Source organism: Streptomyces sp. NPDC002838 (assembly GCF_040295365.1).
Classification (GTDB): Bacteria; Actinomycetota; Actinomycetes; order Streptomycetales; family Streptomycetaceae; genus Streptomyces.
On the sequence record NZ_JBEOVF010000035.1, the window covers coordinates 72615 to 85740 of the forward strand.

Annotated in this window: 6 protein-coding genes and 2 pseudogenes; 2 read left to right on the top strand and 6 right to left on the bottom strand. The window is 69.7% G+C overall.

All coding sequences use genetic code 11. From position 1 onward, the window contains the following. Positions 1-1080, bottom strand: coding sequence for a cellulose binding domain-containing protein (locus ABT063_RS34895; RefSeq protein ID WP_351064057.1), 1080 nt, complete (start codon positions 1078-1080; stop codon positions 1-3). A gap of 180 nt (positions 1081-1260) precedes the next feature. Here ABT063_RS34895 and ABT063_RS34900 point away from each other — a divergent pair. Beyond that, positions 1261-1714, top strand: a pseudogene (locus tag ABT063_RS34900) (nuclear transport factor 2 family protein). Between the two features lie 480 nt (positions 1715-2194). Then, positions 2195-2956 (top strand): metallophosphoesterase family protein, encoded by a 762-nt coding sequence (locus ABT063_RS34905; RefSeq protein WP_351064059.1) that lies wholly within the window; start codon positions 2195-2197, stop codon positions 2954-2956. Between the two features lie 89 nt (positions 2957-3045). Here ABT063_RS34905 and ABT063_RS34910 read toward each other — a convergent pair whose 3' ends face one another. The 5 genes and pseudogenes from ABT063_RS34910 to ABT063_RS34930 all read right to left on the bottom strand — a co-directional run. Continuing rightward, positions 3046-5955 (bottom strand): ATP-binding protein, encoded by a 2910-nt coding sequence (locus tag ABT063_RS34910; protein ID WP_351064061.1) that lies wholly within the window; start codon positions 5953-5955, stop codon positions 3046-3048. 157 nt (positions 5956-6112) lie between these two features. Next, on the bottom strand, positions 6113-7120 hold the full coding sequence (locus tag ABT063_RS34915; protein WP_351064063.1) for a (-)-alpha-amorphene synthase: 1008 nt from the start codon (positions 7118-7120) through the stop codon (positions 6113-6115). Beyond that, positions 7110-8591, bottom strand: coding sequence for a cytochrome P450 (locus ABT063_RS34920; RefSeq protein WP_351064065.1), 1482 nt, complete (start codon positions 8589-8591; stop codon positions 7110-7112). The genes ABT063_RS34915 and ABT063_RS34920 overlap by 11 nt, the downstream gene beginning before the upstream one ends. 397 nt (positions 8592-8988) lie before the next feature. Then, positions 8989-11913, bottom strand: coding sequence for a glycosyl hydrolase 115 family protein (locus tag ABT063_RS34925; RefSeq protein ID WP_351064106.1), 2925 nt, complete (start codon positions 11911-11913; stop codon positions 8989-8991). 323 nt (positions 11914-12236) lie between these two features. After that, positions 12237-12590, bottom strand: a pseudogene (locus tag ABT063_RS34930) (C40 family peptidase); the annotation flags it as partial. Positions 12591-13126 lie beyond the last annotated feature (536 nt).

Consider the following 13126-nt stretch of genomic DNA (forward strand, 5'->3'; position numbering starts at 1 on the left):
TCAGGAGGCGGCGGCCCTCGTCGTGCAGCTGACGGCCACCGACGGGCTCGTGGCCGCGCCGGCGGCGATGAAGCCGAAGGTGGCGCTCGCACCGGGCGCGAGGCTGCCGTTCCAGTTCACGTTGGCGACGACGGCCTTTCCGTCGGCGGTCGTGCTGAGCGTGCCGTTCCAGACCTGCGTGAGACGGGCGCCGTCGGCCGGTACGACGGTCGCGGTCCAGCCCGAGACGGGGGAGGACGACGTGTTCGTCACTGCCACCTCGCCCTGATAACCGCCCTGCCAGCTGGAAACGGCCCGGAAGGACGCGGTGCAGCCGGGCTCGCCGCCGCCCGGCCCGCCGGGGTCGCCCGGGCTGAGGAGTGCGGTCAGAGCCGGATACCAGCGGGCGGCGATCCTGTCGTCGCCGGAGGCGTTGGGGTGGACGCCGTCGTAGGTGTCGGTGGCCGTGCTGAAGCCCGTCCACTGGTCGACCACGGTCACCGGGGAGCGGCTGGTGCTCGTCGCCCGGGCCCAGTCGGGAATCCGCGCGTTGAAGTCGACGACACGCTGCGCGCAGGCCGCGCAGCTGCCGGGGTTCATGGGGATGAGCTGCGCGACGAGGATCTTCATGTCCGGGTTGGAGGCCCGCATCTGCCCCACGAGCTTGGTGTAGGCGGCGAGGATGCGGTCGGGTGCGATGCTGCTCCACACGTCGTTTGTGCCGAAGTGCATGACAACGATGTCCGGGAGCGTCGCCGCCAGCCGGCCCGGAAGCAGGTTCTGGTCTGCCACGTTGGTCACCAACTCGCCACCGTGGCCCTCGTTGTCACCGTCGTGCGCCTGCCCGCAGCCCTGCGGAGGCAGGGTGCCGACGAAGTCGATGTCCGTGTACCCCGCGCTCTGCAGCCGGTTCCACAACACCGCCCGCCAGCAGCCCGGCGAGCCGGTGATCGAGTCGCCCAGCGGCATGATCCGTACGGGGTCGGCGGCCGGTGCGGCTGTCGCGCGCGGGGCGAGCGTCACTCCGAGGGGCAGGAGTAGGGCGGCCAGGAGGCCGAGAACCGGGACGATCCGTAAGGGTATGTGGCGGGTGCTGCGCATGGTGTTCCCTTCCCTGAGTAGGTGGGAGCGCTCCCATAGCCATCAAGCCATCGTTGTCATTAACACGTCAAGATGTTGGCGGCTGTGACCTAGTAGGAGGCCCGGCCCTCGGTACTGGGGGGCTCACGTATTCAACTGTCGCCGATTCCCCGGCCTTCGGATGTTGTCCCGATTGACCACATGGACCGCTTGCTCGCGGAGCGAGCCTGCGAAGGTCTGATCGTCGATTTCGTCCGCCGCCTCGATCTTGGAGATCCTGGTTCGGTGGCCGATCTGTTCACCGCCGACGGAGTCTGGGAGTGGCCCCAGGCGGGCCCGCCGCATCGAGGGCCGGGAAGCGCTGCGTACGTACTTCGGCTCTCGACCGGCGGACCGATTGTCGCGTCGCATGATGACGAACATCCTGGTCACGGTGGACTCCGCAACGACGGCGACCGCGACCTCGTATCTGGCGACTTACCGTGTCGACGGTTACGTCGGCGGGATGCTCCCGCCGCGGCTCCCCGCCAACGTCGGCCATTACGAGGACACGTTTCAGAAGGCCGACGGCGACTGGTTCCTCGCCGCCCGAGCCGTGTTCCTGCCCTTTGGCGGCGATACGGAGCGTCTGCCCGCCTCGCCTCCTGACGCATGAGAACGGACTACCGCGAGGGCGGGGCCCAACCTTTGGCGATCGTGTGTGGTCGCTGGGGGCGTATCGGCTCCAGGTTCCCCCGGTCGCGTTGAGGAGCGGGGTGGTGGTCTTGTCGTGGTAGCCGAGAGCGTCCGCGACGACGGGGGCGGGAAGTTCGAGGAGTTGCTGTCGGATGGCGGCGCTGCGGGCGGCAGCAGCCGGGACCCCCGACCTTGTTCAGGAGCGCGGACAGGTGGTCAGTACGAAACGGCTGGCCCGCCCGGCGGCCGGGGAAGAGCATCGTCCTCCAGGCTCCGGCGCCCGTCATCGTCCAGGCACTGGGCTACCACGACAAGAGCACCACTCGCATAGCCACCGACGCCGGAGCCCCCGGGAAGAACTACGCGCCCGGCGACCACACACGCTGAACGGCCCCGCCTTGAGCTACGCGCCAGGCGAAAGATCTCACCGCTCGGCTGGCTTCACCCCACAGTGGTGACCATGCTGAACCGAGTAGCCGTCCTGTCCGACATTCACGGAGTCCTGCCAGCGCTGGAGGCAGTACTCGCCGAACCAGACGTCAGCACCGCCGATTACATCGTGCTCACCGGCGACATCACCGCCGGTCCGCAACCGACCCAGGTTCTCGACCTGCTGACCAGTCTCGGCGACCGCGTCATCTGGATCAGCGGCAACGCTGACCGCGAACTCCTTGAATACCGCCGGGGGCAACGCGACACGATCCCCGATCCGATCGCCCCCTGGGCAGCCGCACAGCTCCGCGAGGAGCATCTCGACCTTCTCAGCTCGTTACCACGATCACTTTCCCTGTCCGTGAGCGGCCTGGGAAAGGTGCTGTTCTGCCATGCCACCCCTCGCGACGACGAGGAGGTCGTCCTGGTCGACTCCCGCCTCGACCGCTGGAAGGAAGTCTTCAACGGACTCGATACCGACATCCGCACCGTGGTCTGCGGCCACACCCACATGCCGTTCGTCCGCCTCGCCCACGGCCGGCTTGTGATCAACCCCGGCAGCATCGGCATGCCCTACGGACGAACCGGAGCCCACTGGGCCCTCTTGGGCCCGGGTGTCGAACTCCGCACCACGAACTTCGACATTCAGGCCGCAGTCACCCAGCTCAGCCAGGACTCGTCCTACCCTGAAACCACCGAGTGGGCCGACTACTTCCTGCACGCTCGTGCGACCGACGTCGACGCCCTCGCAGCCTTCGCCCTGCGGGACGGCCGCGACCACAGCCCGTGACACTCGCTCTCCTTCTACGACAGCCGGCAGCCGAACACCGACTACACGATCAACGGCGCTTACCAATCCCGAGGGCCGGCCCGCCGCCCTCACGGCAGCTGACGGGGGAAGGACTCCAGGGCCGCGGCCAGGCCGGCGGCGTCGGTGCCGATCTTGCGGTAGACGGCGGAGAGCAGCTGTCGTACGCCCTGCTCAGTGCGACGCAGTTCCTTCGCGACCACCGCCACCGGGTGGCCCTGGGCCGTCATTTCGGCCGCTCGGCGTTCCTGAGCGGTGAGCGTGTCCGTCTGCCCGTAGCGCAGGGGTAGCGGCCGCAGCCCGGCCGCCGAGAGTTCCGTCCTTGCCCGGTCGGCCACGGCCTCGGCACCGCAGTGGACCGCGGTCTCCAAGCCCCGGTAGAGCTGGTCGGCGGCCTCCTGGAGCCGACTGTTCCGGGAGAGCGCGGCGCCATGGCCCACCAGCGCACGGGCCAGTTCATAGGAGGCGGGCGACCGCTCCAGGTATTCGACGGCCTGGGCGTGCAGGTCGAGTGCAGCCGGCCCGCCGGTCGCCTCGGCCTCCACGTGGAGGGCCTGGCCGATCACGGATGCCGCCCCGAAGTCGCGCGCCCGCTTGACGGCGTCCTGGGCGAGACCCACCGCCCGGTCGGGGTCGGTGGGGGCGAGAGCGGACGCCAGGTCCAACTGCCAGGGACACCAGGAGGGATTGCGCCACGCTCGCGCCTCCAGCCGGTCTCCTACGGCGGACAGAATGGCCGCGGCCTCGGAGCGCCGTCCCTCCGCCAGCAGCAGTTCGGCGTACACCGTGCGGGGATCCGGGTAGATGACGGCGTTCGGAATCGGCCCGCCGTAGCGGTAATCGTCCGCGAGGCGACGCGCGCCACGGGGCCGCCCGCGGGCCAGCAGGGTCTGGATCAGGATGCCGATGGCGAACCACCGGGCGGGGACGGCGCCTTCGACTCGGTTGGCGATGTCCAGGCCCTCCCGGGCGAGGGTCTCCGCCTCGGCCAGGCAGCCGCGTCGGTAGTGGATGTAGCCCAAGAGGGCTTGGCCCAGCGCCAGGTGGGAGCCGCGCCAGCCCTTGCTTTCGCACTCCGCCGTGCCCTTGGTGAACAGTTCCTCGGCCCGTCGAGGCTGATCGCAGTACATGAACGCGAGGGCGACCGACACGGGTACTTCGAAGCCCCGGTTCTCGTCGGTCCAGCTCATTCCATCGCGCAGGGCATCCTCGGCGCATGCGAGGACAGTTTGCCGCGGCTCACCGCGCACGAGGGCGTCCCACGCGCGCAGGCCCAGGATGTAGCGCTCCTCGAGTTCACGGCGGGTGAGTTTCTCGGCCAGCTTTGTCAGCCTGCGGGAGCGGGCGGGAGAGTCGGGCTCATCGGTGCGGAACGCGCTCCAGACGAAGTGATCGGCCTGCATGCGCAGTTTGACACGCAGGTTGGTGGCCTGCCGCGCCTCGTCGTCAGCCACGGCCGCGGCCTCGGCCATCCGGTCGGTGTGGGCCAGCGCCTGGGCCAGTCGGTAGACGATGGATGCGCGCAGGTCGGGGTCGATGTCGGGTTCCGCCAGCGCCTCCTGGAGATGGCTGACCGTGGCGTTGGGTTCGATCAGGAAGGTCGAGCAGGCGAGCTCATGGAGAATGGCGGCCCGGTCCTCGGGAAGCGGCGGCTCCTGCAGGGCCCGGGTCAGAAGGCGCCGGGCCGCCTCCGGGGCCCCGGCGCGAAGGTACTCACGGGCGGCTGCCCGCAGGCATTCGACCGCCTCGGGCCTTCCGTCACAGGGGACTTCCAGCAGGTGCCGGGCGGCCACAGTGGGTCCGTAACCCGCGGCGCGGACGGCCTCGGCGGCCATGTTGTGCAGGCCGGTACGCAGGGTGGGGTCAATGGCGCGGTAGATCGTTGTGGCGATCAGGGGGTGGGCGAACTCCAGGCCGCCCCCGGGGCCTGGGCCGTCCGCCAGGATGCGGGCCGCGCGTAGCCGCTCGGTCGCCTCGGTGGCTGCTTCACTGCCGATCACCGCGAGGGTGGCGGCCAGATCCGGTGAGACGGACCCGCCCAGCACTGCGGCGGCCCACGCGAAGTGGACGGTCGTCGTGTCGAGCCGGTGGAGGCGCTCGATCAGGCCGGGTCCCTTGACCATCGCCGCGAGGTCCCTCATCACGGGCAACTCGTTCTGCGTGCCCTTCACGTGGCGCTCGCCGAGCCTGATGGCCAGTTCGACCGTCTCGAACGGGCTCCCGCAGGTGACTTCCCTGCATTCCTCGCAGAACTTGTCCTCGGCTCCCTCTCCCACCTCGTCCCTGACGATCCGTGCCACAGCGTCGGCGCTGAGCGGTTGAAGAGTGTGGGGACGGTTTTCGTGGCCATCGACAAGCGTGGGGAAGGCTTTCACCTCGGGCGGCATGTCGTCGGGCCGGTAGGCGGCGACGATCAGGAGAGGAAGGTCCGCCGCCCGGGGAGCGAAGGAGGCCAGCCAGCCGAGGGACTCGGCGTCGGCCCACTGCAGGTCGTCCAGGAGCAGCACGACGGGCGCCTTCTTCACCGTCAGGCGCGTCATGACCAAGTCCAGGCCGTCGCGCACCCCGGTCGGGTCCGGCACATGGGCGGTGCTCGTGGCTTCCAGCCCGAGCGTGGCGGCGACAGTGTCGTACCAACTTCCCAGGAAGGTACGGAGTTCCGGCTCGTCCATGGCGACCAGGCAGGGTTGCAGAAGGTGGCGAACCACGCGGAACGCCATCCCCTGTTCCTTCTCGCCGCCCTTGCCCGAGAGCACCGTGAATCCCTGCGCGGCGGCTCGGACGCGTGCCGCCGCGATGAGGGCGGTCTTCCCCATCCCGGCCGCACCGGCGAAGGCGAGGAGCCCGCCGCGCGGCACGCGTGGCACACCGTCGACGGTGTTCTGGAGCTCTGCCAATGCAGTGTCGAGCGCCAGGAGTTCCCGGTGGCGCTCGAGCAAGGGACGGTGCTCGATGGTCGGTTGCCGCAGCCCAGGAGCCATTGCGCTACCGCTTCCTGTCGTTGATCCCCGGAGGACGGCGCCGAGCGTACGCCCTCCGGGTTGGCCGGTGACCGGATTCAGGCAGGAGAACGGCAGGCAGGGTGAAATGGTCCGCAGGAGCGGACCGAGTAACCGGCTGTAGGGTAATATGCCCCGGCTACGTTGCCGGAACGGCGGATGTCAGCGCTGTGTCCGCGTACCGGGGCACGGTGCGGGACCAGAAGTAACACCCCCGGATCCAGCCGGCCATGCCTTCCGCATAGCCGATGCCGGCAGGGCTCAACTTCGGTTTGATCTCCTCGTAGAGCGCCTCGAACTCGTTGATCGTGCTGTTGATCGCCTCGATGGCCAGCCTGACGGCCATCGGCAGCGAGCACCGCTCTGCGCGCTGGAAGGCGAGGGCGAGATTGATCATTCCGCCCGCCCGATGTTCCTTCACGGCGGAGAACAGATCCGGGATCCACACCGCCGCATCGGCCGACAGGCGCCCCAGACGCCGCATGACGGGGTGATGGAGCTCCTCGGCGACCATCTCGTGGCGCTGCGCGGCCTCGCACAGCGGATAGAAGGGCTCGACACCCGCAATCAGAGAACGTATCGACTTGCACAGCCCGATCTGTATGGGGGCGTACTCGATCTGCGCCACCGCCTCGTACAGCAACCCATGCACATACTCCCGACTGTTCCAAGCCCACCGCGCAGCCTGGGCAGGCGTGCACCGCTCCTGGACCTGACGGTGGAGGTCGGCGAGGGCCGCGCCGAGCGGGGTGCTGGGTGGGCGGCCGTCGCGCAGGATGCCGATGCTCTCGCTCAGCATGGGCAGCAGCCGGCCCGGCGTCAGTCGGCCTACTTCCTCCGCCTGGTCGTCGAAGATGAACTGGTAGGAGATCTGGTTGGCCACGATCTGGAGGACGTCGGCGTCCACGGTCGGACTGTTGTAGGCCGCGAGTTCGGCGGGGCGCGTGGCGGCTATCATCGCCGCCACCCCGGGGTCGTCTGTGAGTCCCCACGTGTGCAGCCACTCGTCGACGCCTGCCGCGGCCTCGGACGCGTGGCGATTGGTCTGGAACGGGAAGGGCATGTAGAGGTGGGCGTCGATCAGGTCCCTCAGGCTGTCGCCCCGGAACCCGTCCTGCGCAACCAGCGCGATTTCCTCATGCGTCATAGACACCGTTGTCACCTGCCGGTCGGGAGTCCTGTACTCGGGGTGCTGTCATCGCTCGGGGGGCGAGGGAACGGGCATGGCGCGCCGACCCGGCCGACCCGTGCGACCGCGTTTCGCACGTCATCACCAGTGACCGTGGCCCCAACGTCGCGGCGGGACGCAGCCGTTCGACGTACCCGGGCAGATGGTGCAGCCGCCAGCGCCTGGCGATGGTGGCGAGGGTCACTGTGGCCTCCGCCACGGCGAACCGGTCGCCGATGCATTTGCGCCCGCCCGCGGCGAACGGGATCATCGCGCCCTGCGGGATGGCGGCGGTCTGTCCTGGCAGCCATCGGTCGGGGAGGAAACGGTGGGGGTCGGGGAACGATGCGGGGTCGTGGTGGAGGAGGTAGGGGCTGTACAGCACGGTGGCCCCACGCGGGAGACGGTGCCCGGCGAGCACGGTTTCCTTGGTGGTCACGCGCATGAAGAGCCAGCCGGGCGGGCGGTGGCGCAGCGTCTCCGTGACGATGCTCCGGGTGTAGGCGAGGTGCGGCAGCTCGTCGGCGCTGGGCGTGTGCCGTCCGGCGAGCACGGTGTCGATCTCAGCGTGCAGACGGCGTTCCGCCTCCGGATGCCGTGCCAGGAGGTCGAAGGCGGAGACCAGACACAGAGCCGTGCTCTCGGCTCCGGTGAGCAGGAAGGTCACGAGCTGGTCGTGGATCTCCTGGTCGGTGACCGTTGCCGCTCCGTCGTCGCCGCGTGCGGCCGCCAGCAGCGTCCCGAGCAGGTCCTCCCGATCGTCACGCGGGTCGCGTCGGCGCTCCGCGACAGCCGCGTCGACGATGGCGTGGACGCGCTCGGCCGCGCGACGGTAGCGCCGGTTCGCGGGCGTGGGGACACGGAACAGGGCGTCTACCGGCACGGCCGTACGGACGAACAGGCCGCGCACGATCGAGGCGAGACAGTCGTGCACCTCGGCGGCCGCCGCCCTGTCGAGCGAGTCGGAGAAGAGGACCTGGCTGATCACTCGTGTCGTCAGGCTCAGCATCGCTGCGCTGACGTCGACCTGTTCCCCCGACCGCCACTCGCGGCTCACCGACTCGGCTTCCAGGCCCATCAGTTCCGTGTGGTCGGCAATCCGGGAGGGGCTGAAGCCGGGTTGCAGCAGCCTGCGTTGACGCCGGTAGGCGTCATGAGGGCAGGTGACCAGGCCGTTGCCCATCAGCGGCCGCAGTCTGTTGTAGAGCGGGCCTCCCTTGTCGAAGCTGCGTGTGTCCATGAGGACCTGGCGGGTCAGTTCCGGGTGACACGCCATCCAGGCACGCAGCGGGCCCAGGCGAATCTCGACCAGATCGCCGCGGGCTGGTAAGGAATTCAGAAAGTCCAGCGGACGGCGGAACAAAGCGATAGTGTGGCCGATGGATGGGAATATGCCCGGTGCAGTACCCACCCTCCATGCTCGCTCTGTTTCAGGCACGGCATTACTCATCGAATACCACCTGTCTCAGTCGACACACGAAAGTCGGTGATCGTCTCACCGAATTGCGTTCGAGTCATGTCCTGCCCAGTTGAAGCCAGTGTCGGTGCCTCGAATCCTCTGTGCGCGGGGGCGCACGGGTGCACGGGGAAGCATTGAATTGGCCACCTTTGGCGCGGGCTGCACCAACTGGTCATCGCCTTCTGTTACGAAAACGCCCTTCTGTGCTTCTTTTTCGCATGCGGAGATCCGAATAGAAAGGGCGCGAAGGGGGAAACGGCGGCCCCTCACACAACAGCCCCGGCCGCCGGGCGGCATCGTGTGCGGCACCGGCGGGCGGGGCGATTCTTTGTCTGTCCGGCTGTCTGTCGTTGTCTGTCCGGTTGGTGTCCGGCGGCTCGCCGTACCGCTACCGCTCCGGAACGTCCAGGCCCGCGGGGGAGCGGGGGTCCGGATTGGACACCGGGTGGAAGCTCTCCGGCGGTGCCAGATAGGTGGCGGGCAGGCCACCGGTGTCGATGACGATCTGGTCCACGGCGATCGCGGGATCGACCATGAAGAGCCTCAGGATGTGCTCGCCGGGCGCGGTGACGGTCACGGTGGCGGTCAGTTTCTCGACGCCTTCCTCCACGTTGCGGGCCCAGGCGTCACCCCGGTTGCCGGTCGCGACGGCCTGCCCCGACAGGACCGTGACCGGCTGGTCGTCGAGGGCGACGGCCACCCGGCGGTGTCCGCGTTCGTCGAGGGAGGGCAGACGGAAGACGGTGATGCGGAAGGCGCCGGTGCTGTTGAGGCGCACACGGTATCTCAACTCCGCTGCTCGCCCGGCGAAGTCCCCGGTGATCGGTGCCGCCGTCGACGGCACCGTCTCCACGGCTCCGGTACGGCGGCCCAGTCCTCGGACGACCCGCCAACGGGCCCCGCCGCGCGCCACCCGGTGGTCGAAGTGCGCGGCGTCGATCGAGACGTACCCGTGGGCCTCGACGAACCCACGGGCCCGCCGACGCGCCCGCTCCCCGTCGTTGACCACGCGCAATGGCACCTCGACGCGCCGCCCGGCACCCGTGAAGGCGACCGTCGCCTCCAGCGTCCCCTCGGGCACGCGCGCCCAGTCGATCTCCACCCACACCCGGGTCTGCTCGGTCAGAGAGCCGTCCGTCGCGCTCAGCCGGACCCAGGGGTGACTGGCCTCGGCCGTCCAGTCCAGGTTCAGAAAGCCGGTGTTGAAGACGTCCACGAAGCGCCGGTCGCGCGTATAGGAGGAGAAGGACAGCGGCCGGTCCGCCCCCGTCTCGTTCCCCTCGGCCACCACCCCGAGCCCGGAGGTCTCCTGGCGGGGCACCCTGGTGACGCTCGGGCGGCCCGGTGCCTTCGGGATCTGGGAGGGGTACGGGTTGACGATCCCGTCCCACTTCCCGCCCGCGATCTCGGTGTTGTACCGCTTGGTGATCGCCGCCTCCTCGGCGTGGGCCGCCTCGGCCAGGTCCGCGAAACGGTTCGTCCCTGCCCCGCGCCCCTGCCGGACCGCGAGCGCGTTGCGGTCCGCCCAGTAGTACTTCAGGTTCATCAAGTACGCGCCGTGCACCGGGTATTCGACAAGCTCGTAGTAGGCGTCCCGGTAGGCCTCGGGCAGCTTGGCGCCCAGGGCCCGCGCCCGGTCCAGCAGCCGGGCGTAGGCGGCCAGTCGGCGTCCCGCCTCGTCGCCGTGGTGGACCACGGAGAACATCGCACGGTCGATGAACTCCGGGCGCCGCTCGGCCGCGAGGCGGTAGTACTCCGTACGGATCGCGGCGATCTCCCGGCCGTGGCGGTGCCCGAACTGCCGCCCGGCCCACTCGGCCAGGAAGTCCTCGGTGTCCTCGTCGGCATCGGCGTCCCAGCGATCCACGTCCCAGGCCATGTCCAGGGAGAAGGACAACCCGGTCTCGATCGACTTGATGTCACCGACGTTGAAGATCCACATGCGGTCGACGCCGTGCTCGTACACCCGGCGCAACTCCTGCCAGACCTTGGACAGTTGGGTGGTGTCCAGCCACAGGTAGCTCCTCGGGCGGCCCCAGTAGGAGAGGTGGTAGTAGATGCCGTTGCCGCCCGCTCGCGCGCGCTCCGCCTCGTTCGGCAGCTGGCGCATGTTGCCGTGGTTGTCGTCCGGCCAGATCAGCGTGACGTCGTCGGGGACCTGGACGCCCGCGTTGTACAGCTCCAGAACCTCCTTGTACGGGATGAAGATCTGCGGCTCGGCGGCCTGGCCGACCTCCTCCGCGAGGATCCTGCGCTGGTCGGCGATGATGTCGTTCATCACCACGACCTTCTCCGGAATGGTCGTGGCGTACTTCGTCTCCAGGGCGCTGTCGTGCAGGCCCCGCATGCCGAGTGTCCAGCTGCTCTCGTAGGCCGCGTTCTGTCTCGCTCTGGCTCTCCAGTAGTCGGAGATGACACCGGGGTTCACCGTGTAGTCGTACAGCGGCAGGGTGCCGTCGGCGGCGGGGTGCTCCTTCGCCCACGGCTCCCACTCGTGGACGCCGTTGCGCAGCAGGGCCTCGGGGTGGCTGGAGCCGACGACGATGCCGTAGCGGTCGGCGAGTTCGGGGTTCTCCCGGTGCTTGTTGAAGAAGTCGGAGTACGGATGCATGGCCGGCCACAGGTAGTTGGCCTTCAGCCGGAGCAGCAGTTCGAAGACGCGCTTGTACGTCTCGGGGCCGATGTTCTTGTCCGGCTCCTGGGTGCGGCGGGACCAAGTGGTCAGGTTCTGCTCGTCGTTGATGAAGATGCCCCGGTAGCGGACGGACGGCTCGTACCGCTTGAGGGGCCCCGCCGGCACGGTCACGGTGTCGCGGCGTGCTACGGGCACGTCGGCCCACCAGTACCAGGGCGAGACCCCGATGCGCTCCGAGGTGTCGTAGACGCCGTAGATCGTGCCGCGCCGGTCGCTCCCGGCGATGACCAGGGCACGGTCCACCCCGGGCAGCGGACGCTCCACCACCTGCGTCACCGACGCCTCCCAGCGCCCCTTCACCCCGGAGACGTCCAGGCGCCGGGCGGCGACCAGCCGGTCGATGACGGGGCTCGCACCGAGGGTGCCCACCAGGACCAGGCGCGCCGCACGGCCGGGCAGGGTCTGCCGTAACTCGGGCCGCACCCCGCTGACCCGTTCCATGTCCGCGACGAGGTCTCCGGCGGCGCGGACCACGGCCGGATCGTCCGCCGCGTCCACGAACACGTCGACCGCGGTGCCGCTTTGCACCAAGGGAAACGCGGGCCGGTCCGAGGGCGCCGCCTGAGCGGCTGCGGGGAGCACGCCGGGGAGCAAGGGGGCGGCCCCGACGGCCGCCATTCCTCGCAGGAACGACTTACGGGTCCACGGCTGTGCAGGGCCCAGTGGTTCGTTGTGCGGCACGAGACGCTACCTTTCCGCGCCGGGCCCGCGGCGGCTCCTCGTGCGGGCCGTACGGCGGGCCGAGCGCATGGAGCTGGGAGAAGGCGAAGAACGACGGATGGCACACGTGCGTTGGCATGGGCAGGCTAGAAAGCGCTTGCTGCTTGCTACGGCACCTTAGGTCAGGCTTCGACGAGGCGTCCAGAGCCGTGCGTGTGCGGCTGGATCACCCGGCGGCCGCCGTGGGACGCCCGCGCTGTGGATCAGTGGTTACGCGGGGCTCACGCGGGCCGTACCGCGCCGCGGATCGCCGACTCGCCGGCGTAGAGGATCGACTCCTCGCGTATGTACGCTCCCGGGCCTGGCGCGTGGATCATCATGCCGTTGCCGAGGTGGAGGCCGACGTGGCTGATGTCGTCGTAGAAGAAGACCAGGTCCCCGGGCCGCATGTCGGCGAGCGAGACCGCCGTGCCGGAGCCGGCCTGGGCGAGTGCGGTGCGGGGAAGCGCGACGCCGGCGGCCTTCCAGGCGGCCTGGGTGAGGCCGGAGCAGTCGTACGAGTCCGGCCCGGCCGCGCCCCAGACGCACGGCCTGCCGATCTGGGCGCGGGCGAAGGCGAGCGCCTTGGCGGCCTGGCCGGTGGGGCCGGGGGGCGGTACCTGGTTGATGTCGAGGGCGGTTGTGGCGGGGAGGGTGGGGTCGGGCGTGGTGGCGGCCTGCGCTGGTGCGCTGGGCAGGATCGGGGCGGTGGGCAGGCTCGTGTTGGCGGGCGGGGTGGGGGCGGTGGGCCAGGTTGTGTTGCTGGGCAGGGATGTGGCGAGGGGGGTGCGGGTGTCGCTGGGCAGGCCTGGGGATGTGGGCAGGCTCGTGTCGGTGGGCGGGGTGGGGGCGGTGGGCCAGGTTGTGTTGCTGGGCAGGGGTGTGGCGAGGGGTGCGCGCGTGTCGCCGGGCAGGCCCGGGGAAGCGGGCAGGCCCGTGTCGGTGGGCGGCGTCGGGCCGGCGGGCCAGGCTGGGGCGCTGGGGAGGCCTGGGGTAGCGAACTGACTCGTGTCGCCGGGCAGGGCTGTGCCGGAGGGCAGGCCGGTGTCCAGGGATAGGGACGCGTCCATGGGCAGCCCGGTACCCGCAGGCATGCCGGCGCCAACAGGCAGGTCCGCAGCGATAGGCCTGC